At 65.3% G+C, this 24,014-nt stretch carries 22 protein-coding genes; 17 read left to right on the forward strand and 5 right to left on the reverse strand.

Annotation, left to right across the window (positions count from 1 at the left end; translation table 11 throughout):
• The 3 genes from V6B15_RS05255 (at position 1) to V6B15_RS05265 (ending at position 2,296) form a co-directional block, all read left to right on the forward strand.
• Positions 1 to 1,191 (forward strand): RsmB/NOP family class I SAM-dependent RNA methyltransferase, encoded by a 1,191-nt coding sequence (locus V6B15_RS05255; protein WP_334200302.1) that lies wholly within the window; start codon positions 1 to 3, stop codon positions 1,189 to 1,191.
• Positions 1,192 to 1,294: 103 nt separating this feature from the next.
• Positions 1,295 to 1,801 (forward strand): tetratricopeptide repeat protein, encoded by a 507-nt coding sequence (locus V6B15_RS05260; protein WP_253515417.1) that lies wholly within the window; start codon positions 1,295 to 1,297, stop codon positions 1,799 to 1,801.
• An 18-nt stretch (positions 1,802 to 1,819) separates the two neighbouring features.
• Positions 1,820 to 2,296 (forward strand): hypothetical protein, encoded by a 477-nt coding sequence (locus V6B15_RS05265; protein ID WP_334200303.1) that lies wholly within the window; start codon positions 1,820 to 1,822, stop codon positions 2,294 to 2,296.
• On the opposite strand, the gene V6B15_RS05270 is transcribed toward V6B15_RS05265, so the two are convergent.
• Both V6B15_RS05270 and V6B15_RS05275 read right to left on the reverse strand, forming a co-directional pair.
• Entirely contained in the window at positions 2,257 to 2,694 is a 438-nt protein-coding gene (locus V6B15_RS05270) for an RNA pyrophosphohydrolase (RefSeq protein WP_334201329.1), read from the reverse strand. The genes V6B15_RS05265 and V6B15_RS05270 overlap by 40 nt on opposite strands.
• Before the next feature lie 35 nt (positions 2,695 to 2,729).
• Complete coding sequence (locus V6B15_RS05275) at positions 2,730 to 3,680, reverse strand: alpha/beta hydrolase (RefSeq protein WP_334200304.1); 951 nt, start codon at positions 3,678 to 3,680, stop codon at positions 2,730 to 2,732.
• A gap of 175 nt (positions 3,681 to 3,855) precedes the next feature.
• On the opposite strand from V6B15_RS05275, the gene V6B15_RS05280 reads away from it, so the two are divergent.
• From V6B15_RS05280 to V6B15_RS05310, 7 genes are all read left to right on the forward strand, one after another.
• Positions 3,856 to 5,859 (forward strand): 2-oxoacid:acceptor oxidoreductase subunit alpha, encoded by a 2,004-nt coding sequence (locus V6B15_RS05280; protein ID WP_253515420.1) that lies wholly within the window; start codon positions 3,856 to 3,858, stop codon positions 5,857 to 5,859.
• A complete protein-coding gene (locus V6B15_RS05285) occupies positions 5,856 to 6,890 on the forward strand; it encodes a 2-oxoacid:ferredoxin oxidoreductase subunit beta (RefSeq protein ID WP_253515421.1) in 1,035 nt (344 codons plus the stop codon). Before V6B15_RS05280 ends, V6B15_RS05285 begins: the two co-directional genes overlap by 4 nt.
• Positions 6,891 to 6,993: 103 nt before the next feature.
• The gene (locus V6B15_RS05290) at positions 6,994 to 7,608 is read left to right on the forward strand and encodes a hypothetical protein (protein ID WP_334200305.1); all 615 of its coding nucleotides are present in this window, start codon (positions 6,994 to 6,996) and stop codon (positions 7,606 to 7,608) included.
• 84 nt (positions 7,609 to 7,692) lie between these two features.
• On the forward strand, positions 7,693 to 8,637 hold the full coding sequence (locus tag V6B15_RS05295) for a metal-dependent hydrolase (protein WP_334200306.1): 945 nt from the start codon (positions 7,693 to 7,695) through the stop codon (positions 8,635 to 8,637).
• A 6-nt stretch (positions 8,638 to 8,643) separates the two neighbouring features.
• Positions 8,644 to 10,050 (forward strand): cryptochrome/photolyase family protein, encoded by a 1,407-nt coding sequence (locus V6B15_RS05300; protein ID WP_334200307.1) that lies wholly within the window; start codon positions 8,644 to 8,646, stop codon positions 10,048 to 10,050.
• Between the two features lie 38 nt (positions 10,051 to 10,088).
• The gene (locus tag V6B15_RS05305) at positions 10,089 to 11,336 is read left to right on the forward strand and encodes a class I SAM-dependent methyltransferase (RefSeq protein WP_442969006.1); all 1,248 of its coding nucleotides are present in this window, start codon (positions 10,089 to 10,091) and stop codon (positions 11,334 to 11,336) included.
• A complete protein-coding gene (locus V6B15_RS05310; RefSeq protein ID WP_334200309.1) occupies positions 11,336 to 12,538 on the forward strand; it encodes a serine hydrolase domain-containing protein in 1,203 nt (400 codons plus the stop codon). Before V6B15_RS05305 ends, V6B15_RS05310 begins: the two co-directional genes overlap by 1 nt.
• 59 nt (positions 12,539 to 12,597) lie before the next feature.
• On the opposite strand, the gene V6B15_RS05315 is transcribed toward V6B15_RS05310, so the two are convergent.
• The 3 genes from V6B15_RS05315 to purF all read right to left on the reverse strand — a co-directional run bounded on the left by V6B15_RS05315 (position 12,598) and on the right by purF (position 15,244).
• Positions 12,598 to 12,948, reverse strand: coding sequence for a PilZ domain-containing protein (locus V6B15_RS05315; protein WP_253515427.1), 351 nt, complete (start codon positions 12,946 to 12,948; stop codon positions 12,598 to 12,600).
• 113 nt (positions 12,949 to 13,061) lie between these two features.
• Positions 13,062 to 13,772, reverse strand: coding sequence for an SDR family NAD(P)-dependent oxidoreductase (locus V6B15_RS05320; RefSeq protein WP_334200310.1), 711 nt, complete (start codon positions 13,770 to 13,772; stop codon positions 13,062 to 13,064).
• Positions 13,772 to 15,244 (reverse strand): amidophosphoribosyltransferase, encoded by a 1,473-nt coding sequence (gene purF / locus V6B15_RS05325; protein WP_334200311.1) that lies wholly within the window; start codon positions 15,242 to 15,244, stop codon positions 13,772 to 13,774. Before purF ends, V6B15_RS05320 begins: the two co-directional genes overlap by 1 nt.
• Positions 15,245 to 15,413: 169 nt before the next feature.
• Here purF and V6B15_RS05330 point away from each other — a divergent pair, with 169 nt between their 5' ends.
• The 7 genes from V6B15_RS05330 to V6B15_RS05360 all read left to right on the forward strand — a co-directional run bounded on the left by V6B15_RS05330 (position 15,414) and on the right by V6B15_RS05360 (position 23,994).
• Entirely contained in the window at positions 15,414 to 16,655 is a 1,242-nt protein-coding gene (locus V6B15_RS05330; protein ID WP_334200312.1) for a lipoprotein-releasing ABC transporter permease subunit, read from the forward strand.
• A complete protein-coding gene (locus V6B15_RS05335) occupies positions 16,648 to 17,334 on the forward strand; it encodes an ABC transporter ATP-binding protein (protein WP_334200313.1) in 687 nt (228 codons plus the stop codon). The genes V6B15_RS05330 and V6B15_RS05335 overlap by 8 nt, the downstream gene beginning before the upstream one ends.
• A gap of 47 nt (positions 17,335 to 17,381) precedes the next feature.
• Positions 17,382 to 17,660, forward strand: coding sequence for a hypothetical protein (locus tag V6B15_RS05340; RefSeq protein ID WP_334200314.1), 279 nt, complete (start codon positions 17,382 to 17,384; stop codon positions 17,658 to 17,660).
• Between the two features lie 99 nt (positions 17,661 to 17,759).
• Positions 17,760 to 18,239, forward strand: a complete 480-nt coding sequence (locus V6B15_RS05345; RefSeq protein ID WP_253515433.1) for a glutathione peroxidase — start codon at positions 17,760 to 17,762, stop codon at positions 18,237 to 18,239.
• Positions 18,240 to 18,337: 98 nt separating this feature from the next.
• Positions 18,338 to 21,829, forward strand: coding sequence for a DNA polymerase III subunit alpha (gene dnaE / locus V6B15_RS05350; RefSeq protein WP_334200315.1), 3,492 nt, complete (start codon positions 18,338 to 18,340; stop codon positions 21,827 to 21,829).
• A 129-nt stretch (positions 21,830 to 21,958) separates the two neighbouring features.
• Positions 21,959 to 23,560 (forward strand): long-chain fatty acid--CoA ligase, encoded by a 1,602-nt coding sequence (locus V6B15_RS05355; RefSeq protein WP_334200316.1) that lies wholly within the window; start codon positions 21,959 to 21,961, stop codon positions 23,558 to 23,560.
• A gap of 2 nt (positions 23,561 to 23,562) precedes the next feature.
• Positions 23,563 to 23,994: a DUF1330 domain-containing protein gene (locus tag V6B15_RS05360; protein ID WP_334200317.1), complete on the forward strand. Its 432-nt coding sequence runs from the start codon at positions 23,563 to 23,565 to the stop codon at positions 23,992 to 23,994.
• The last annotated feature ends 20 nt before the right edge of the window (positions 23,995 to 24,014 follow it).

Here is a 24,014-nt window from a genome sequence, read left to right on the forward strand (position 1 = left end):
ATGACGCCCGCCGCCCGGGTCCAGACTGCGATCGAGCTGCTCGACCGGATCGTCGAGGCCGCGCGCGCGAAAGCCGCGCCCGCCGACCGGATCCTCGCCGAATGGTTCCGCAACAACCGCTTTGCCGGGTCGAAGGACCGGCGCGCGATCCGCGAGCTGGTCTATGCCGCGATCCGCGCTTGCGGTCCGGTGCCCGCCAGCGGCCGCGCGGCGATGCTGCGGCTGGCCGAGACCGATCCGGCGATTGCGCCGCTGTTCGATGGTTCCAATTACGGCGCCGCGCCGATCGCCGAGGGGGAGCCGGTCGCCGAAGGCGGCGTCGCGCCGTCCTGGCTGATCGCGCGCCTGGCGGCGTCGGGTGTCGAAGGCGGCGAGGCCGAGGCCCTGCTCGACCGCGCGCCGCTCGATCTGCGCGTCAACACGCTCAAGGCCGAACGCGCCACGGTGACGCTGCCCGAAACCGCCGAACCCACCGCCGCCCCGCACGGGCTGCGGCTGGCCACCGGTACGCCGGTCGAACAATGGCCGGCATTCCGCGCGGGTGAGATCGAGGTGCAGGACACCGGCTCGCAGCTCGCCTGCCTCGCGGTGGGCGCGCAGCCGGGGGAAACCGTGATCGATTTGTGCGCGGGCGGGGGCGGCAAGACGCTCGCGCTGGCCGCGGCGATGGACAACCAGGGGCGGCTGATCGCCTCGGACACCGATCGTAACCGCCTCTCGCGGCTGGCCCCGCGCGCCGAACGCGCGGGCGCGGCGGATATCGCCACCATCCTGCTCAACCCGCAGCGCGAGATGGAGGCGCTGGCCGCGTTCGCCGACCAGGCCGATGCGGTGCTGGTCGACGCGCCCTGTTCGGGCACCGGCACCTGGCGCCGCAATCCCGAAGCGCGCTGGCGGCTCGACGAACAGGAACTGTCCCGGTTAACCACGCTGCAGGCCTATCTGCTCGATGTGGCGGCGCGTCTGGTCAAGCCCGGCGGGCGGATCGTCTATGTCACCTGCTCGCTGCTCGACGAGGAAGGGGCGGGGCAGTTCGACGCCCTGCTCGCCCGCCACCCCGACCTGCAGCCGCGCGCGCTTGCGCTGCCGCTGGGGCGCCCGCGCGGGCAGGGTATCCGCCTGTCGCCGGGGCCCGATTCCACCGACGGGTTCTTCATTGCCTGTGCAGCGCGGGTTCAGCCCGCCGCGTGAAGACCGGGATTATCACGCTTGGGCCTGACCACTTCCCGTGTTAGCCATAAGAATTATGGCTGACCCGCCACCTATTCGACGGACGACCCCGCTGGAGACGATTATGCGTTTTGCCCCCGCCGCCGCCGCCCTTTCGCTGGCGCTTGCCATGACATCGAGCGTTGGCTGGGCCGGGGACGACGCACCGACGCCGCGCGCGGCCGTGTTGATCGCCGAGGGCGAAGCGGCGCTGGCGCAAGGCGATACGCAGGGCGCAATCGACGCGTTCGAGGCGGCGCTGGCGGTCGATCCGGGGCATACGCCGATCTTCCTGCGGCTCGCCGAAGCCGCCCGTGCCGACAGCCTGCAGGGCAAGGCGATCCGCTATTACCGCGAAGCGCTGACGCGCGAGCCGCGCAACCTGGCCGCGATCGCGGGCGAGGGCGAGGCGCTGGTCGAGAAGGGCGCGATCGAAAAGGCGCGCGGCAGCCTGGCCAAGCTGGAATCGCTGTGCGGCCAGAGCTGCGCCGAAACGCAGCAGCTCAATGCCCGTATCGCCGCCGGACCCCCGGCGCGCGTACAGACGGCCGAGGCAAGTTTACCGAACGGTATTACCTCGCAGGCTAACTGACCTCCGCAAGGAGGTCGCATGCAGCCACAAAGAGTTTCGAAATCCGCCGAGATCATGTGGGTCTTGGCGATTACCGCGGGCGTGTTTAGTAGCATTGGGCTGCTAAGCTTTCTCATCCTTCAGGGAGCATCCGTCGCGGGCTTCGAAAACTCTGTGACGCGCGTGCGTGAATATCAATATCCTTGGTGGCTGTACTGGTTTGTCTCGGTTCTATTATCGGTGATCGGAGCATTGCCGAACATGGTTGCCGCACTGGCGCTGGCCTTGCTCTCCCGGCGCTGGAGCTGGGCTAACCATCCGGTGGTATGGGTGCTGGTGGCTGCAGGCGCAATTCAGGTGCTTTACGTTTTCGTTGGCATTGATGAACGGCGCACTCTGGGCGAGTGGCTGATCATAACCAGTTCCGCAATGATCGCCGGTGTCGCCGGCTGGCACGGGCTGCGTTTGGCGCGGCGTCAGACCAATTCGCGAAACGCGTCCACCACGGCGCGGTAAACGCGTTTCTTGAAGGGCACGATCAGGTCGGGCAGCTGCTCCGCCTCGACCCATTTCCAGTCGCAGAATTCGGGCGGATCATGCGCTTCGAGGTCGATGTCGGTATCCGCGCCGGCAAACCGCGCCAGATACCACACCTGTTCCTGCCCGCGGTACTTGCCGCCCCATAACTTGCCGATCAGTTCTTCGGGAAGGTCGTAGCGGATCGGCTCGTCCATCGCCTTGAGGATGGTTACGTGCTCGGGACGAACCCCGGTTTCCTCGCCCAGCTCGCGCAGCGCGGCGTCACGCAGGTCTTCCCCTTCGTCGACACCGCCCTGCGGCATCTGCCACCAATCGCCTTCCTTATTGTCGATCCGGCGCCCGACGAACACCTTGCCGTCACCGTTAACCAGCATCACACCCACACACGGGCGGTATCCCAGCGTTTCGCTCACCTGTATCGCTCCACCATCAGTTTCGTCGCGTCGAGGAACGCTTCGAGATCCCTCTGACCGCTCGGTATCGCTTTTCTCAGCGTGGTAAACCCGTGAATGATCCCGGGAAACTCGAGATAGACCACTTCCGTGCCGAGTTGCACCAGATGTGCGGCGTATTCCCGGCCGGAATCGCGCAAGGGATCGAGACCCGCGGTGCACACGACGGTCGGCGGGGTGTTCGTGCAATCGCCAACCATCGGCGTGTGGCGCGGATCGCCCGCATCCCCGCCATATTGATCGTTGAACCAGGCCATCGCCGCGCCGGTCAGCAGGAAGCCTTCGGTGAACATCGCGAAGCTGCTGTGCTGCGAGGTGTCGCTGGCGACCGGATAGATGGGGGCCTGCACGATTACCGGTACGTCGGCGGGCTCGTTCATCAGCTGGTTGGTGGTGACGATGGTCAGATTGCCGCCCGCGCTGTCGCCGGTGATGACGAGACCGGTGATCGTCCGGTCAAGCTCGGCGGGCGATGCGGCGAGCCAGCGCGCCACCGCCTCGCAATCGTCGGGCGCGGCGGGGAAGGGGTGTTCGGGCGCGAGCCGGTAGTCGACCGAGATTACCGGGAGGTCGAGATGGTGCGAAATCTCGGTGCACAGCGCGTGATAGACTTCGAGGTCGCCGATCACGAAACCGCCGCCGTGGATGAAAATCACGCAGGGGCCGGGCGCGCGCTCGGCCTTGACGTCGTAGAAGCGCAGCGGGATCGGGCCCGCGGGACCGGGGCACGTCAGATCGCGTTGCACCGCCATCGTCCGCGGCGCGGCCTCGGCCACCGCGCCCATAGCGCGCATCTGCTGGCGTGCTTCTTCGGCACCGACTTCCTCGACCCCCTTGCTGCCCATCGCTTCGAGCATGTCGAGGAACCCGCGTACATCGTCGCGGACATAATGTTCGGTATCGGCCATCGTGTTCTCTCCCATATGCGTTTCTTTTTGGGACTTAGCGTGTTCGCAGCGCTTTTCCATGCGGCTTTTTTGGCCTAGCAGAGAAACTTCATTGCGAGAGGATGGGGCGCGCCCTAGGTGGCGCTTCCCATTGGAAACGGCGCCGCAAGCGATGGCGCAGACAAGGAATATCCGGATGGCAACAGCCGCCACCGCCCCGCAGGACGGCCTCCCCGCAACCCCCGAAAGCGTCGTTGTGCGCTTCGCCGGCGATTCCGGCGATGGCATGCAGCTGACGGGTGGGCAGTTCACCCTGTCGACCGCGCTGGCCGGCAATGACCTGGCCACCTTCCCCGATTTCCCCGCCGAAATCCGCGCGCCGCAGGGCACGCTGTTCGGCGTCTCGGCCTTCCAGATCAATTTCGGTAGCCGCGAAATCAACACCGCGGGCGATGCGCCCGATGTGCTGGTGGCGATGAACCCGGCGGCGCTCAAGACCAATATCGCGGCGTTGAAGCCCGGCGGGCTGGTGATTGCCGACACCGGCGCTTTCACCAAGCGCAATCTCGACAAGGCGCATTACGAGGCCAATCCGCTCGAGGATGACAGCCTCGCCAAGTACGACCTGCTTGCCTTCGACATCAGCGAAAAGACGATCGAGGCGGTCAAGCCCTACGGCCTGGGCAACAAGGATGCGCTGCGGTCCAAGAACATGTGGACGCTGGGCCTCGCGCTGTGGATGTTCGACCGTCCGCGCGAACCGATCCATGACTGGCTCAAGGCCAAGTTCAAGTCCAAGCCCGAAATCGCCGATGCCAATATCGCCGCGCTCGATGCGGGCCATGCCTATGGCGAAACCGCCGAGCTCGCGGGGCCGCTCAAGCAGGTCCATATCGATCCGGTGCCCAGCGCGCCGGGGCTTTATCGCACCGTCACCGGCGCCGAAGCGGTCAGCCTGGGCCTGGTCGCGGGCGCACAGCTGGCGAGCCTGCCGATGTTCTTCGGTGGCTATCCGATCACCCCCGCCAGCGCGATCCTGCACCATCTCGCGCGGCTCAAGGAATTCGACGTCACCACCTTCCAGGCGGAAGACGAAATTGCCGCGATCTGCGCCGCCATCGGTGCCAGCTATGCGGGTAGCCTCGGCATCACCAGTTCTTCGGGTCCGGGCATTGCGCTCAAGGGCGAGGCGATGGGTCTCGCGATCATGACCGAATTGCCACTGGTGATCGTCAACTCGCAGCGCGGGGGCCCCTCGACCGGCCTGCCGACCAAGACCGAGCAGAGCGATCTCTACCAGGCGGTCTATGGCCGCAATGGCGATGCGCCGATGCCGGTGATTGCCGCCAGCAGCCCGGGCGATGCCTTCGAGGTGGCGATCGAGGCCTGCCGCATCGCGGTGCAATACATGACCCCCGTCATGCTGCTCACCGATGGCTATATCGCCAATGCCGCCGAGCCGTGGAAAGTGCCCGATCCGGCCACGTTCGAACCGTTCCCGGCGCAGTTCCTGACCGAGAAGAACGCGGTCGACGATCAGGGGGCCGAGACCTTCCTGCCGTACAAGCGCGACGAGAAGGGCGCGCGGCCCTGGGTCAAGCCCGGGACGCCCGGCCTGATGCACCGCATCGGCGGGATCGAGAAGCACGAGCTGAGCGGCAATATCGACTATTCGCCCGACAACCACCAGCGCATGACCGACCTGCGCAAGGGCAAGATCGACGGCATCGCCGTACCCGACCAGGAAGTGTGTCTCGGCAACACCTCGGGCAAGCTCGCGGTCGTCGGCTGGGGCAGCACGTTCGGCCCGATCCACCGCGCGGTCGACAATGCGCGCCGTCAGGGGCGCGACGTGAGCCACATCCATGTGCGCCACATCTGGCCGCTGCCGAAGAACCTCGGCGACCTGCTGCGCGGGTTCGAGCATGTGCTGGTGCCCGAAATGAACACCGGCCAGTTCAAGACCGTGCTGCGCGACCAGTTCCTCGTCGATGCGACACCGCTGACCAAGACCAGCGGCCAGCCCTTCCAGATCGCCGAGATGGAAGAAGCGATCGGCAAGTATTTCGACGGCGTCGAAGGCAATGAAGGCGGCGAGGTCCCGGTCAATGACGACCAGTTGCCGCATCTGGAATCCGGACATGACGACGGATCGCTCAAGAACCAGTCGTCACCGCAATCGCAGGAGCTCGGCTCGTGAACGCACCCGTAAAGATCGAAACCACGCTCAAGGACTGGGAAACCGACCAGGAGGTCCGCTGGTGCCCGGGTTGCGGCGACTACGCGATCCTCAAGGCGGTGCAGCGCACGCTGCCGCAGCTGGGCGCGGACCCGGCCAACACCGTGTTCATCAGCGGCATCGGCTGTTCGAGCCGCTTCCCCTATTACGTCGAGAGCTACGGCTTCCACACGATCCACGGCCGCGCGCCCGCGTTCGCCACGGGCGCGAAGCTGGCCAATCCCGATCTCGATATCTGGCTGGTGACCGGTGACGGCGATGGTCTGTCGATCGGCGGCAATCACCTGATGCATGTCCTGCGCCGGAACGTGAACATGCAGATCATGCTGTTCAACAACGAGATCTACGGCCTCACCAAGGGCCAGGCCTCGCCCACCAGCCGCGAGGGCACCAAGTCGCCCTCGACCCCGATTGGCAGCTACGACCATCCCGCGCGCCCCGCCGCTTTCGCGCTGGGCGCCGGCGCGCGCTTCGTCGGCCGCGGGTTCGACGTGTCGAAGCACCTGCCCGATGTGCTCAAAGCCGCGCATGCGCACCAGGGTGCCGCCTTCATCGAGATCTTCCAGAACTGCATCGTCTACAACAAGGACGTGTTCAACGATTTCGCTGCGCCCAAGGGCGCCGAGGACCAGCAGCTGTGGCTCGAAAACGGCAAGCCGATGCTGTTCGCGAAGGATGCCAAGGGCATCGCGCTCGACCGCGACAAGCTCGAGCTCAAGGTGGTCGATGTGGTCGATGGCGACTGGGAGGCCGCGGGCGTGATCGTCCACGATGTCACCAACCGCTCGATCGCGCATATGCTCGTCGAAATGCCCTTCGGGCCGTTCCCGATGGCGCTGGGCGTGCTCTATGACGATCCGCGCCCGACCTTCGAAGCCGCCGCGATGGCCGAAAAGGCCGCCGCGAGCCAGGGCAAGGAGGCCAATCTCGCCAAGCTGCTCGGCAAGGGCCAGACCTGGACCGTCGACGGCACCGCGCAGGATCCCGTCTGACGCGCTGACAGCATTTCGCAGTTTTTCGGACCGATCGCGGTTCGGCTCCGTTGGTTGGACATATCCCTGCCGCTGCAGGGTCCGTTCAACCAATGGAGAAGACATGAATATTTCGATCAAGACGACCGCACTGTCCACGCTTGCGCTGGCGCTTGCCGCCTGCGGCGACGACGTGGCCGAGGACCCGGTAGTCGGCAGCGAAATGGCCGATACCGAAACCGCCATAGTGGACGAATACGATCCCATGACGCGCGATTACATGCTGGGCGACGATGCGCAGACGCGCCGCGATGCGTTCGATTCCGACGCCTTCCGCAGCGAATATCGCACCTATCGCGACGAGGTGGTGAACGAGCAGGTCGCACAGGCCGATGCTACCGACGCCTCGCAGGACATGACCGATGACGAGCGCGAGGAAATGGATGCCGCGTCGCAGGAACGCGATGGCGAGACCAATATGCGCCTGCGCCAGAACATGACCTGGGGCTATCTCGACCGTAATGACGACGACCAGCTCTCGGTCGCCGAATATGCGATCTGGGCGATCCCGCTCAATCCGCAGCACGAGGCGATCAACGACCAGGGCGAGCCCGAGCTGAAGGCCGACACGATCAACAAAGCCGCTGACAGCTTCTTCTATTACGACATGGACGGCGACACCTATCTCGACCGCCGCGAATTCACTGCGGCACGCCGCGGCGAGACGTCCGATTCCTGATCGAGGCTGAACCGATGGGACAAGGGCGGCGGGCTGACCTGCCGCCCTTTTCTTTTGGGCGGGGCGAGCTAACACTCGCGCGCAATGGACAATCTCACACACAGCCTCGTCGGGGCATTGATCGGGCAGGCGGGGCTCAAGCGGAAGACCGGGCTGGCGATGCCCGCGCTGATCATCGGCGCGAACCTTCCCGATGTCGATGCGGCCTGCCTGTTCTGGCTCGACGGGGTGGAACACCTCGGCTTCCGCCGCGGGATCACGCATGGACCGATCGCCTGGGTGCTGCTGCCGCTGGTGCTGGCGGGGCTGATCTACGGCTTCGACCGCTGGCAGGCGAGGCGCGGTAAGCGGCCTGCGGACAGGCTACCGGTCAGGTTCAAGTGGCTCTACGCGCTAGCGCTGCTCGGCTGCCTGACGCATCCCGCGCTCGACTGGCTCAATGTCTACGGCATCCGCCTGCTCGAGCCGTTTTCCTCGCGCTGGTTCTACGGCGACACGCTGTTCATCATCGATATCTGGCTGTGGCTGCTGATGGGCTTCGCCACATGGTTCTCGCTCCGGCGGCAAAAGCGGGGTGGGGAGTGGCGCAGGCCGGCACGCGCGGCGCTCGCGGCGGCGCTCGCCTATATCGGGCTCAACGCCGTGATCACCGCAGCCGACCAAAACGCGCTCACGGCCAGCCCGACCGGCACCGCAACCGTGATCGCCAGCCCGGTGCCGTTCAACCCGCTCGCGCGCGAGATGATCAGCGGCGGCAACGGGCTGTACACGCTCGGCGAAAACACCACGCTGCCCGGGGTCCCGCTCGACCGGTGCGATCTGGCAGCGGCGCGGGCAGGCGATAGCGCGGTCGACGCCTTTCTGTTCTGGGCACGCACCCCGCTGATCGAGCCGCGCGAGGATGGCTCGTTGTGGCTGCGTGATGCGCGCTTCTACGATCCGCGGGTAGGCGATCGCTTTTCGGTCGAACTGCCCGCGGGGGTCTGCCCCGGCGTGCAAACGGAACCCACGCCAGCACCCGGCGGTTAGAACGGCATGACTGCACCCCACATCGTCTGGCTGCGGCGCGATTTGCGCATGGCCGATCAGCCCGCGCTTCATGCCGCGGCGCAGGCCGGGCCGGTCATTCCCGTGTTCGTGTATGACGACCAGCGCGGCGGCGATCATGCCTATGGAGGGGCGTCAAAGGTCTGGCTGCATCATTCGCTCGAATGCCTCGGCAAGAGCTACGGCGGCCGCAATTCGCGGATCGTGCTGCGCCGGGGCGACGCCCCGCAGGTGCTCGCCGCGCTCGCCGACGAAACCGGCGCCATCTGCATCCACGCGATGCGCCATTACGAGCCGTGGTGGAAGGAAGCCGAGGACGAATTGCGCGATGCGCTTGCGGGTTCGGGGGGCGAGGAGCGCAGGCTGTGCCTCTACGACGGCAATTACCTGCTTCCGCCCGGCAGCGTGACCACCGGTTCGGGCGATCCGTACAAGATCTACAGCCCGTTTGCGAAATCCATGCTGGAGGTGATGCCCCCGCGCGACCCGCTGCCCGAGCCCGAGACGCTGTCCTCACCCGGTCGCTGGCCCGACAGCGACGACCTTGGCGACTGGGACCTGCTGCCGACCAATCCCGACTGGGCGGACGGCATCCGCGATTTCTGGGACTTCGGCGAGGACGCCGCGCATGACCGGCTCGACTGGTGGGCCGCTGTGGTGGGAGATTACGACGAGGGCCGCAATCTGCCGTCCGAAGACACCACCTCGCGCCTCTCGCCGCATTTGCATTGGGGCGAGATCAGTCCCGCGCAGGTGTGGCACGCATTGAAGGACAAGCGCAGCGACGGCTGGAACACCTTCGCCAAGGAGGTGATCTGGCGCGATTATGCGCAGAATGTGATCGACCAGTTCCCCGACTACCCGCGCGAAAGCTACCGCGACTATGACGAACGCACGCTGTGGCGAAACCCCAATGCGGGCCATCTGATCGCGCAGGACCTCGAATGCTGGCAGAAGGGCATGACCGGCTATCCGGTGGTCGATGCGGGGATGCGCCAGCTATGGCGCACCGGCTGGATGCACAACCGCGTGCGGATGATCTGCGCCAGCTTCCTCGTAAAGCATCTGCTGATCGACTGGCGCTTCGGCGAACAATGGTATTGGGACTGCCTGGTCGATGCCGATTTCGGCAATAACGGCGTCAACTGGCAGTGGATTTCGGGCACCGGGGTCGACAGCAACATGTTCGTGCGGATCATGGCCCCGCTGACGCAGAGCGAGAAGTTCTGCGCCGCCGATTACATCCGCGAATATGTCCCCGAACTGGCCGATCTGGGCGACGATTGCATCCACGACCCGCCCGACGAGAAGCGCGGCGACTATCCGGTCAAGATGATCGGTCATAGGGAAGCGCGCGAGCGGGCACTGGCGGCGTACCGGTCGGCCAAAGGCTAGCTTGCGTCCGCCGCCGCGCCGCGCAATAGGAGCGCGAGATGGATATGCCGACTACCCCCCGCACGCACGACCTTATCGCCGGATCACAGCGCTTTGCGCGCCGGCCCGGTTGGTTCGCGCGGTTGGTGGCACCCGGTTTCGAGAGGATCCTTGGAAGGATCGACGCAGCGCTGACATCGGGGACCATCCACGGTGTCCTGCCCGATGGCAGCCGCCGCACTTTGGGCGGTCATGCACCGGGATTCGAATGCGAGGTCGAGCTGCGCAGCTGGAATGCGCTGATCCGGCTGGCGAGCAATGGCTCGGTCGGCTGGTACCAGGCCTGGGAGGCGGGCGAATGGTGGAGCCCCGACCCGGTCCCGCTGTTCGCGCTGTTCATGCAGCACGCGTCGCGGCTGGGCGATACCGCCCGCGCCAAGGGTCCGTTCCGCCACGCGCTCAAACTGGCGCATCTGGTCAACCGCAACACGCATGAAGGCGCGCGGAAGAATATCAGCGCGCATTACGACCTCGGCAATGATTTCTACGAGGCGTGGCTCGATCCGACGATGAGCTATTCCTCGGCGCTGGAGCCTGGCGAGGATGGCCTCGAGGCGGCGCAGCGGCGCAAGTGGGACGCGCTGGCCGCGCGTATCGGCGCAGCGCCCAAGGTGCTCGAGATCGGCTGCGGCTGGGGCGGGTTGGCAGGCTTCCTCGCCGCGCGCGGGGCAAACGTCACAGCGATCAGCCTGTCCGACGAACAATTGGCCTGGGCCGCCGCGCACCACGGTGCGGGGGCCGATTTCCGCAAGCAGGACTACCGCGATTGCGAAGGCCAGTTCGACGCCATCGTCAGCGTCGAGATGGTCGAGGCGCTGGGGCGCGAATACTGGCCGACCTTCATGGACTGCATCGCGCGCAATCTGAAACCGGGCGGGCGCGCGGCGATCCAGTATATCGCGATGCGCGACGATCTGTTCGATGCCTATGCCAAGAGCGCCGATTTCATCCAGGCTTACATCTTCCCCGGTGGGCTGCTGATCCGCACGAGCGAATTTCGCCGGCTGGCGGAGGAACGCGGGCTCGCGTGGCAGGACCAGCGCGATTTCGGCGGCGACTATGCCGCCACTCTCGAACACTGGCGGCACAATTTCGACGCGGCGGCTGCCGCAGGACACCTGCCCGAAGGATTCGACGAGCAGTTCTGCGATTTATGGCGCTATTACCTGATGTATTGCGAAGGCGGGTTTCGCGGTGGCGGGATCGACGTCCACCAGGTTACACTGGTGAAAGAGGGAGAGATGTAATGCGTGGATTATTGATTTCGGCGGCGGCCTTGGCGCTGGTCGGTTGCGCGACGGCTTATGGCGATGTCGCGACCGCACCCCCGGCACCGCCGGCCGTAACCCAGTCGATGCCCGCGCAAATGGCGAGCCTGGATCCGGGCGATTCGATCCTGTTCTGGAACGACGCGCGCCGCTCGGCTGCGTTCCGCGATATGGAATCTGCCTTCCCCGGGCTCGAAGTGGCACCTGCCAATACGGTCCGCACGCTGCCGCGGCAGGAAGGCCGCGTGCCCGCCGCGCTGCAGGCGGATATCCGTGCCTATATGGCCGAAACGCAGGCGGCCGGTGTCATGGTCCTCAAGGACGGTGCGATCGTGTTCGAGGATTACGGTCTGGGTTTCGGGCCGACCGGGCGGTGGACCAGCTTCTCGGTGGCCAAGAGCTTTACCTCGACCCTGCTGGGGGCGGCAATCGAGGATGGTGCGATCGCCAGCGTCGATACGCCGGTCACCGACATCATTCCCGCGCTGGCAGGCACCGCCTATGACGGGGTGAGCGTCGGCCAGATCGCCACGATGACCTCGGGCGTGGCATGGAACGAGGATTATACCGATCCCGACAGCGATGTCGCGCGGATGCTTGGCGTGGCCCCGGTGGCGGGCGAATCGCAGGCCGTGACCTATGCCCGCACGCTGACGCGCGAGGCCCCCGCGGGCGAGAAATGGGTCTACAAGACGCTCGAGACCAATCTGCTCGGCCTGATCGTCGAACAGGCGACCGGCCAGTCGCTCGCGGCCTATGCGGCCGAGAAGATCGTCGAGCCCGCCGGGTTCGAGGGCGGGCTGTTCTGGATGCAGGACCTGACCGGCGGCAATATCGGTGGCTGCTGCCTCTCGCTGCGATTGTCGGACTATGCCCGCATGGGCCAGTTCGCGCTCGAGGGCGGGGAGGGCGTGGTGCCCGCAGGCTGGTTCGCCAAGGCGGGCTCGCCGCTGGTCGACTTCGCGCCCGAGGCCCCCGGCTTCGGTTACGGCTACCAGTGGTGGACCTATCCCGGCGACATGTACGGCGCACAGGGGATTTTCGGGCAGGCGATAACCATCGTACCCGAAGAGCAATTGGTCGTGGCCGTGGTAAGCAATTGGCCGACCGCGACCAGCCGCGCACATCGTGACGGGTTCCGCGCGCTGGTGGGCAGGTTGGTCGAAACGCTGGAGGACTAGGGACGGGCAGGGTGGCGGTGCCCGGGTAACGGCGCACCGTCCCCGGGTCGTCTCGCCGCTCAGTAGGGCCGGTAGGCGGCGCCTTCGCTGGTGTAGCGGGCGAGAATGTTGTCGTGGACGATCGAGCCCAGCAATTCGCTGAAGGCGCAGCCGACCATCGAGTTTTCCCACCACACGACCTGCGCCTGCAGCGATTCAAGCCCGGGCAGGGTGAGCCAGCACAGCTGGCCTTCATGCATGCGGTTGAGCGCGGCGGCGGAAAAGCCCGATACCGACAGGTCGTGGATCACGGTCTGGAAAGCGCGTCCGCCACTGGCGCGCAATTGGCCGGGGATGGCCAATTTGGCGCGCGGTGCACAGCGGTCTTCCTGCGCGGCCAGCGTGTATGGATCTTGCGAATGTTGGATCATGACGGGCGCCCCTCCTCGATCAATCCGGATGAAGTGTGACCCGGCGTATGCGCAACGGGATTTAACGAGTATCGCGGATCAGGGTTTAGCATTCGTCGCCGAAGCTGGTTAATTCACCCGTCGACGCGCTCGCGGTGGAAGCCGGTGAAATCGTTAACAAGCAATTCGACAAGACGGTCGGCGACCGTGGCCGGATCCTTGACCGATTGCGGGTCTTCGCCCGGGTAGGCCTTGGCGCGCATGGCAGTGCGCGTTGCGCCCGGATCGACCAGCGCGACGCGAACCTTGGAGATCTTCTCGACCTCCTGCGCATAACTTTCGAGCAGATTGTCGAACGCCGCCTTGGTCGCGCCATAGGCGGACCAATAGGCGCGCGGGCTGGCACCCACGCTGCTGGTCAGGCCGATCACCCGGCCTGCCTCGGCGCGTTTGAGAAGCGGGTCGAAATTGGCCAGCAGCGCCTGCGTGGCGAGGAAATTGACGGTCAGCGCCTGGCTGAGCTGCTTGCCGTCGATCTGCGTAACCGGTGTGAGGGCCGGCAGATAGGCTGCGGAAATCACGAGATAATCGAGCTTGTCCCAGCGGGCTGCAATGGCCGAGGCAAGCCGCGCCAGCCCGTCGCTTTCGGCAAGGTCCACCGGGGCGATGGTCGATGCCCCGCCGACTGCGTGGATCGCATCCTCGACCGCTTCTAGCGCGGGAACGTCGCGCCCGGTCAGCACCACATGCGCCCCGGCGGCGGCCAGCGCGCGCGCGGTGGCGGCGCCGATCCCCTTGCTTGCCCCGGTGACGAGCGCGAGGCGATTGGCGAGCGGCTGGTCCATCAGGCGACCTGTTCGGAAGTGAAGGAGAGCTGCTGCTGCTTGTCCTCGCGCCGCATCAGATCGGTGAGCGAAGTGGGATAGTCGCCGGTGAAACAGGCGTCGCAGAACTGCGGGCAGGCCGAATTGCGCGGTTTTTCGCCGACCGCGCGATAGAGACCGTCGATCGAGACGAAGGCGAGGCTGTCGGCCTTGATGAATTCGCGCATCGGTTCGACATCCATCCGCGCGGCGAGCAGCTTGCTGCGCTCGGGCGTATCGACGCCGTAGAAGCAGCTGTGCGCGGTGGGCGGGCTGGCGACGCGGAAGTGCACTTCGGTGGCCCCGGCCTCGCGCATCATCTCGACGATCTGCAGGCTGGTCGTGCCGCGCACGATGCTGTCGTCGATCAGGACGATGCGCTTGCCTTCGACCAGCGCGCGGTTGGCATTGTGCTTGCGCTTGACGCCGGCATGGCGCGCGCCGTCGCTGGGCTGGATGAAGGTGCGCCCGACATAATGCGAGCGGATAATGCCCAGTTCGAACGGGATCCCCGCTTCCTGCGCATAGCCGATCGCTGCGGGGACGCCGCTGTCGGGCACGGGAATGACCAGATCGGCCTCGACTGGAGTCTCGCGCGCAAGCTCGGCGCCGATCGCCTTGCGTGCGGCATAGATACTGCGCCCGTCGAACACCGAATCCGGACGGCTGAAATAGACATGCTCGAAGATGCAGGGCCGCGCCGAATGGTTGCCGAACGGGTGCAGCGAATCGACATTGCCATCGAAATCGACCTTGATCACTTCGCCCGGTTCGACCTGGCGGACGAATTCGGCGCCGACGACGTCGAAGGCGACGGTTTCCGAGGCGAACAGCGTGGCATCGCCGATCCGGCCCATCTGCAGCGGACGGATGCCCAGCGGATCGCGGCAGGCGATCATGCCCTCGGGCGTCATGACGATCAGCGCATAGGCGCCTTCGAGCAGCCGCAGCGCATCGATCAGCCGGTCCATGATCGTGGGGTAGCGGCTGGTGGCGACGAGGTGGATGATGACCTCGGTGTCGCTGGTCGACTGGAAGATCGACCCGCGCCGCACGAGGTCCTCGCGCAGCACGCCTGCGTTCGAGATATTGCCATTATGCGCCACCGCGAAGCCGCCGCTGGCAAGATCGGCATAGAGCGGCTGGATATTGCGCAGGCCCGACCCGCCGGTGGTCGAATAGCGGACATGGCCTGCGGCCATCATGCCGGGCAGTTCGGCGATCGCTTCCTGGCTGGAGAAATTGTCCGCCACATGGCCCAGCCCGCGCAGCGTGAAGAATTCGGTGCCGTTGAAACTCGTGATACCCGCGGCTTCCTGGCCGCGGTGCTGCAGCGCGTGGAGGCCCAGGGCGGTGACGGCGGAAGCATCGGTCGCGTTGACTGCGCCGAACACGCCGCACTCTTCGCGCAACTTGTCGCCATCCTCGTCTAGAAACGGGTGCGTGAGGTTCATCGAAAGGCCTGTCCGCCGCGGCTGATCGGGATGCGCGCCCAATGGCGGTGTTACGAACCGATTACAAGGGCAGTGCGACCAATGCCCGCCCATCCGACACGATTTCATTGCGCAGCAAGGATTGCCTGCCTAAACGCGCTGCACTCCGCAGCCATAAACCAGGGCCGTCTTGATCCTCTCCCCATTCGAATGGACTATCGCCAAACGCTATTTGCTTCCAGGCAAGGGCGAGGCCTTCATTGCCCTGGTGGCAAGCATCTCGATCGGCGTGGTGATGCTGTCGGTCGCCATGCTGGTGGTGGTGATGAGCGTGATGAACGGATTTCGCGCCGAACTGCTCGACAAGATCGTCGGCCTCAACGGCCATGCCATCGTCCAGGCCTATGGCGGACGGATGGACGATTGGGAGAACATCCTCGAGGAAGTGCGCCAGACGCCGGGCGTGGTCGATGCGAGCCCGCTGATCGAACAGCCGCTGCTGACGAGCTTCAACGGACGCGTCGAGGCGATCATCGTGCGCGGCAACACTGCCGAAGATATCGACGAACTCGCGAGCAAGGCGGTCAGCGGCAATTTCGATGCGCTGCAAGCGGGCGCGAGCAAGGTCGCGATCGGGATTCGGCTGGCCGAGAACATCGGCGCCCGCGTCGGCGACACGATCACGATCATCAACCCGCAGGGTCGTTCGACTCCTTTCGGCACGGTCCCGCGCCAGGTCGGCTACGAAGTCGCGGCGATTTTCGAGGTCGGCGTCTATGATTATGACGGGGCCTTCGTCGTCATGCCGATGCAGGACGCGCAGACGTTGATGCTGATCGGCGATACGGTCGGCATGATCGAGGTAACGGTGGAGGATGCCGACGAGGTCGGCGAGATCCTCGAGCCGGTCCAGCGCGCGGTCGAGGGCAGGGCGGTGGTTGCCGACTGGAAGACCATCAACGCGACACTGTTCGAGGCGCTGCAGGTCGAACGCGCGGCGATGGCCTTCGCGCTCAGTTTCATGGTGCTGGTGGCGGCATTCAACATCCTCTCCAGCCTCGTCATGCTGGTGCGTGCCAAGACGCGCGACATTGCGATCATGCGGACCATGGGCGCCTCGCGGCAAAGCCTGATGAAAATCTTCGTCACCACCGGATTTACCGTGGGCGCGATCGGTACAGTCGTTGGGCTTGCGCTGGGCTTCTCGATCCTCGCCGGGCGGCAACAGATCGTGCAGGCGATCGGCGCGCTGACGGGACAGAATCTGTGGGACCCGCAATATCGCTTTCTCACCACGATCCCGTCGAAGGTCGATGGCAGCGAAGTGACCATGATCGCCTTGCTCGCGCTGGGCCTCAGCTTCCTCGCCACGCTCTACCCCGCGTGGAAGGCGGCGAACACCGATCCCGTGCAGGTGCTGCGTTATGAGTAATATGGGCGTGAAACCGGTGGTCGAGCTCAAGCAGCTTACCCGCAGCTTCGAGCAGGGCGGCGAGCGGATCGACGTGCTGCGCGGGGTCGACCTCGCGATCCGCCCGGGCGAGATCGTCGCGCTGCTCGGGCCTTCGGGGTCGGGCAAGTCGACGCTGCTCCAGGCGGTCGGCCTGCTCGAGGGGGGGTTCGGCGGCGAGATCGTCATTGGCGGTCATTCGGCGGAAAAATCGAACTCGCGCGCGCGCACCGTGCTGCGCCGCGACCATCTCGGCTTCGTCTACCAGTTCCATCACCTGCTCCCCGATTTCGATGCGCGCGAGAATGTCGTCCTGCCCCAGCTTGTCGCCGGCCGCTCGCATGGCGAGGCAGAGGCCCGCGCCGAACAATTGCTTATCGCGCTGGGGCTCGGGCATCGGCTCGATCATCGCCCGAGCCAGCTATCGGGCGGCGAACAGCAACGTGTCGCGGTTGCCCGCGGGCTGGCGAACAAGCCCGATCTCGTGCTCGCCGATGAACCGACTGGCAATCTCGACGAGGCCACCGCAGACAAGGTGCTCGCCGAATTCCTCGGGCTGGTGCGCGGCGAAGGCAGCGCAGCACTGATCGCGACGCATAACGAACGCCTGGCGCAGAGGATGGACCGCGTGGTCCGGCTGCACGACGGCGTGCTGGCTTAGCGGACCCGCAAGCCGCTTCGGTCGTTGGTCTCGCGAAGGAGATTTCAATGACCGACCACCCCAGCACTTTCAAAGGCGACGACAACCACCGCCACGGCATCGAATGGGACGACCGTGCCAGCCTGCACCGCGTGGATGACGGCGACGGCGTGCTCGACGCGGCCAAGGGGCTGCGCAGCGGGACTTTCGCCGAACTGATCCGCCACATGATGCTGATGCCCGAAGACGAACGCGCGCAATATTGCATCGAGAAGGCGGGCGACCGCGAATATCACGCTGCCGAGGTAGCGGGCCTGTCGCAGCGTCCGGATTTCCCTGCCGGCTGAATAGGCGCTCTGCGCGCCGGCGATGGCCGCCCTTGTGCGGCCAGCGCCGCGCGTGCAGACCCTGTCCCACTTGTTCGTCGCTGCAAGGAATAGCCCCGCATGACCACTATCGCCGATTTCGCCGTCACCACGAACAAGGGCGACGAGCTCGCCCTTTCGGAAAAGCTGGGTAAGGTCCTGCTGGTGGTCAACACTGCCAGCAAATGCGGTTTCACTCCGCAATATGACGGGCTGGAAGAACTCTACCAGGACTACCGCGACAAGGGCTTCGAAGTGCTTGCCTTCCCCTGCAACCAGTTCGGCGGCCAGGAGCCGGGCGATGCGGGCGAGATCGCCGAGTTCTGCAAGGTCAATTTCGGCCTCACCTTCCCGCTGATGGCCAAGGTCGACGTCAATGGCGACAATGCCAGCCCGCTGTTCGACTGGATGAAGCGCGAAAAGCCCGGCGTGATGGGATCGAAGGCGATCAAGTGGAACTTCACCAAATTCCTGATCGACCGTTCAGGCCAGGTCGCGAAGCGATATGGCCCGACCGACGCGCCCAAGACGATCGCCAAGGATATTGAGAAGCTGCTCTAGGCGGCGGCGAACCCGTCATCCGGACCGGGGTGACGGAACGGAGGAAAGCGCGGCGCGCGCGGGTTGGCGAATCCCCTCCCGCACCGCATATTGGCTTGATGTCCTTCAAGCCCTTCGTCCCGTTCCGTATCCTGTCGGCCTATACGATGCTCGAAGGCGCGATCGACCCCAAGGCGATGGCCAAGCTGGCGAAGGAACGCGGCTTTCCCGCTATCGCGATTGCCGACCGTAACGGCCTGTATGGCGCGGTCATGTTCGCCAATGCCTGCAAGGCCGAAGGCGTGCAGCCGATCATCGGCGCCCTGCTGGGCGTGGCGCGCCCAAGCCGCGACGAAGGGGCGGAAGGCAAGCAGGTCGATTACCTGCCGCTCTACGCGCAGGACGAGGCGGGGTACGACAATCTGTGCCACCTCGTGTCGAAGGCGCATCTCGAACGCCCGCTCGAATTCGAACCGCATGTCCGGATCGGCGACCTCGATGGCCGTACCGACGGCCTGATCGCCTTCACCGGTGCGAGCGAAGGCGCGGTCACGCGGCTGCTTGCCGAAGGCCAACAGAGCCATGCCGATGCCTTGCTGAGTCGTCTGCAGGCGCTGTTCCCCGACCGGCTCTACATCGAACTGGCACGGCGCGGCGATCCGATCGAGGAGCGCGCCGAAGCCGCGCTGGTCGATCTCGCCTATGCGCGCGATCTGCCGCTGGTGGCGACCAATCCCGCCAATTTCGCCGAACCGCACATGCACAAGGCGCATGACGCAATGCTGTGCATCGCCGGCTCGACGCATGTCGATGCGGAGGAACGCGCGCGGTCGAACCCCGAAAGCTATGTGAAGACCTACCACATGATGGAGGAGGCTTTCGCTGACCTACCCGAAGCGGTGCAAAACACCGTGGTGGTGGCGCAGCGCTGCGCCTATGCGCCGCCCTATCGCAAGCCGATCCTGCCCAGCCTCGCGGGCGACCTCGAAGGCGAGGCGCGCGCGCTGGAGGAAGATGCGCGCGCGGGTCTGGAGGCGCGGCTCGCACCCTATGGCGAGATGAGCGAGGAGGACCGCAAGGTCTATTTCGACCGGTTGCAGTTCGAAGTCGACATCATCAACCAGATGGGTTTCCCGGGCTACTTCCTGATCGTTGCCGACTTCATCAAATGGGCCAAGGACCACGACATTCCCGTGGGGCCGGGGCGTGGTTCGGGTGCGGGCAGCCTCGTCGCCTGGTCGCTGACGATCACCGATCTCGACCCGATCCAGCTGGGCCTGCTGTTCGAACGCTTCCTCAATCCCGAGCGCGTCTCGATGCCCGACTTCGACATCGACTTCTGTGAAACCCGCCGCGGCGAGGTGATCCGCTACGTCCAGCAGAAATACGGCCACGACCACGTCGCGCAGATCATTACCTTCGGCAAGCTCAAGGCGCGCGCGGTGCTGCGCGATACGGGGCGCATCCTGCAAATGAGCTACGGCCATGTCGACCGGCTGTGCAAGATGGTGCCCAATCACCCGACCGACCCGTGGACGCTGCCACGCGCGCTCAATGGAGCGGCCGATTTCAAGAACGAATACGACAACGACAACGAGGTGAAGCGTCTCGTCGACCTGGCGATGCAACTCGAAGGCTTCCCGCGCAACAGCTCGACCCATGCGGCGGGGGTGGTGATCGGCGACCGGCCGCTGGCCAAGCTCGTGCCGCTCTACCGCGACCCGCGCTCGGACATGCCGGTGACGCAATATGACATGAAGAATGTCGAGAGCTCGGGACTGGTCAAGTTCGACTTCCTCGGGCTGAAAACGCTGTCGGTGCTCAAGAAGGCGGTCGACCTGCTCAAGCGGCGCGAGATCGATATCGACCTGTCGCAGCTGCCGCTCGACGATCCCAAGGTCTACGAACTGATGAAGGCGGGCAACACGGTGGGCGTGTTCCAGCTGGAATCGGAAGGCATGCGGCGCACGCTGACTGCAGTGAAGCCGACCAATTTCGGCGATATCATCGCGCTCGTCTCGCTCTACCGCCCGGGCCCGATGGACAACATCCCACTGTTCGGCAAGCGCAAGGCAGGCGAGGTCGCGATCGAGTTTCCGCATGCCAAGCTCGAAGGCATATTGGCCGAGACCTACGGCATCTTCGTCTACCAGGAACAGGTGATGCAGGCGGCGCAGATCCTTGCCGGCTATTCGCTCGGCGACGCCGATCTGCTGCGCCGCGCGATGGGCAAGAAGGTCCAGGCCGAAATGGACATCCAGCGCGAACGCTTCGTCACCGGATGCAAGGAAGTCAGCGGGATCGAGAAGGCCGAGGCCAATGCGCTGTTCGATTTGATCGACAAGTTTGCCGGCTACGGTTTCAACAAGTCGCACGCCGCCGCCTATGCGCTGCTCGCCTACCAGACTGCGTGGCTCAAGGCGCATTACCCGGAAGAATTCTACGCCGCCTCGATGTGTTTCGACATGCACCAGTCCGAAAAGCTGGCGATCTTCGTCGACGACGCGCGCCGCGGCGGGATCACGGTGCTGCCGCCCTCGCTCAATCACTCGGAGGCCGAATATACCGTCGAGCAGACCGACGATGGTTACGCCGTGCGCTATGCGCTGGCGGGGATCCGCAATGTCGGCGAACGCGCGATGGAAGCGATCGTCGAGGAACGCGAGACTGCCGGCCGGTTCGAAAGCCTCAAGGACCTGTTCGAACGCCTGCCCAAGGGATCGATGAATTCGCGCCAGCTCGAGGCATTGATCAGCGCGGGCGCGCTCGACGAATTCGAAGCCAACCGCGCCAAGCTGATGGCCAATGCGGACATGCTCTTGGCCGTGGCCGACGCGGCCGAGCGCGAGCGATCGAGCGGCCAGGCGGGCCTGTTCGGCGGCGAGGACGCTGCGGTCGATGACGATCTGCGATTGAAGGACGCGGAAGACTGGTCGCTCAGCGAGGCGCGCGCCCGCGAGAAGGAGAACATGGGCTTCTCCTTCAAGCAGCACGCGACCGCCGCCTATCGCGAGATTGCCAGCGCGCAGGGCGCGCGTTCGCACGCCTCGCTGATGTCCGGCGGCGTGCCCGGTGGCGGCCGCATGGGCGCGGTGATGGCGGTGCAGGTCGAAAGCGCCAGCAAGGGCACGACCAAGCGCGGCAAGCCCTTCATCCGCGCCGATTTCTCCGACGCCTCCGGCCAGTTCAGCGCCGCCTGTTTCGAAGAGGGGCTGGTCGAGAAGTTCCTCGAATGGGCCAGGAATGGCACCTGCGTGAAGCTCGATGTCGAGCTCGACAGCCCGAGCCCCGACGAACCGCCGCGCATCACTGTGCGCGGGGCGGTCCCGCTCGACGCAGTGCGCGGGAGCATGGCGATGCTGCTGACGCTGGAGGTCGAGAGTGTCGAGGCGGTGACGCAGCTGGCGCTGGCGCTGGGCGAAGGCGGGCAGGGGGGCGACGAGGCGGTCGCCACGTTGCTCACCGGCGACCCCACCCCGCCTGTCGTGCGGCTGGGCCGAACATTTTCTATCGACGGCGAGCTCGCCGAACGCTTGGCAAGCGTGCCCGGCCTTGCCAAGGTGCAGTTAACCGCGCGACGGGGGAAGGCAAACCTGCGCCTCGTCGCTTGAGAACAAAGTCATTGCGAGCCGCAGGCGAAGCAATCCATTTCCCGCCGTCGCTCCGATTTGCGACGTGTGAAGCTGGATTGCCGCGCCGCCTTCGGCGCCTCGCAATGACCAGAATGGAGAGGAATACATATGTCGCTTGGCGCGATGCAGGACTGGAGCATGCGGATCTCGCATGTGATCGATCACGCAGCCCGGGAAGCCCCGAACCGTGAAATCGTCACCCGCTGGGCGGATGGCAGCGAGACCCGCACCGACTGGGCGGGCGTGCGCCGGGATGCGAAGAAGATGAGCCAGGCGCTGCAGGCGCTGGGCCTCGGCAAGGGCGACAAGGTCGCCAGCCTCGCCATGAACCACGCGCGCCACCTGGTCAGCTGGTTCGGCGTCGCGGGGATGGGCGGCGTGCTGCACACCTGCAATCCGCGCCTGTTCGAAGACCAGCTCGAATACATCGTCAATCACGCCGAAGACAAGGTGATGATCTATGATGCGGCGTTCCAGCCGATCGTGGACAAGATGCGCGACAAATGGCCCACGGTCGAACATTACATCTGCTTCGACAGCGGCGAGCACACGACCAGCTTCGAAGACTGGATCGGCGAACAGGACGGCGACTTCGAATGGGTCGATGGCGACGAGCGCGATCCCTGCATGATTTGCTATACCAGCGGCACCACGGGCAATCCCAAGGGCGTGCAGTACGAACATCGCTCGACCCTGCTGCATGCGCTGGCCGGACTGCAGCCGTCGACCTTCAACTTTACCGCGTCATCGGTGATGCTCCCAGTGGTGCCGATGTTCCACGCGGCCAGCTGGGGCCTGCCCTATGCCGGAGCGATGGCGGGGATCAAATTCGTCTTCAGCGCGGTCAACGACCCGGCGGTACTCGACGAGGTGATGAAGACCGAAAAGGTCACCGATTCCGCAGGCGTGCCCACGGTGTGGCTGGCGCATTTCCAGTATTGCGACGCCAACAATCTCGAACTGCCCAAGCTGCGCGCGGCGACTATCGGGGGTTCGGCCGCGCCGCGCTTCATGATCGAACGGCTGATGAAGAACGGCACGCGCGTCCAGCATGCCTGGGGGATGACCGAAACCTCGCCGATCGGCACCGTTGGCGGACCGACGACCGACTGGGACCAGCTGACCTTCGACCAGAAGGTCGAGAAGACGATGAAGCAGGGCCGCCCGATCTTCGGTGTCGAACTGCGCACGGTCGATCTCGACGATCCGACCAAGGTGCTGCCGCGTGACGGAGAAAGCTCGGGCGCGCTGCATATTCGCGGGCCGTGGGTGGTGAAGCGCTATTTCAAGGCCGAGGAAGACGCGATCGATGCGGACGGCTGGTTCAACACCGGTGACGTGGCGATCCTGCATCCCGACGGCACGATGCAGATCACCGACCGGACCAAGGACGTGATCAAGTCGGGCGGCGAATGGATCAGCTCGGTCGAACTCGAAAATGCCGCGGTGGGTCACCCGGCGGTCGCCGAAGCCGCCGCCATCGGCATGATGCATCCCAAGTGGGACGAACGGCCGGTGCTGTTCGTGGTCAAGCAGGAAGGCAAGGAAGTCACCGCGGAAGAGGTGATCAACTTCCTGTCCGACAAGGTCGCCAAGTGGTGGCTGCCCGATGCGGTCGAATTCGTCGACGACATCCCGCACACCGCGACGGGCAAGATCAGCAAGAAGGACCTGCGCGAACGGTTCAGCGATTACGCGCTGGAGATCTGACCATGGCCGACAGCTATATCGATCCGAGCCCCGCGAACTTCCAGGCGTTCAAGGACCTGCCGCGCGACGAGCCGATCCACATGCTCAACCTGCTCGAATATCGCGAGCAGGCGGAATATCCGGAAGGTCACGAACACGCCGGCAAGGGCTGGAGCGGGCGGCGCGCCTATGAGGAATACGGCAAGACCAGCGGCCCGATCTTCCGCCGCGTGGGCGGCACGATGGTCTGGCGCGGCAGCTTCCAGACCATGGTGACCGGCCCCGACGCCAAGCGCTGGCACGACGGTTTCGTCGCGCAATACCCAAACTCGGGTGCCTTCTTCGCAATGATCAAGGATCCCGAATACCAGCAGGCAGTGGTCAACCGCACCGCCGCGCTCGCGGACAGCCGCCTGATGCGCTTTGCGCCGGGCGAAGCGGGTGAGGGCTTCTAGCCTCCCCGGTACGGGGAGGG

The organism is Qipengyuania sp. Mu-71 (assembly GCF_036867055.1).
Lineage (GTDB): Bacteria > Pseudomonadota > Alphaproteobacteria > Sphingomonadales > Sphingomonadaceae > Qipengyuania > Qipengyuania profunda.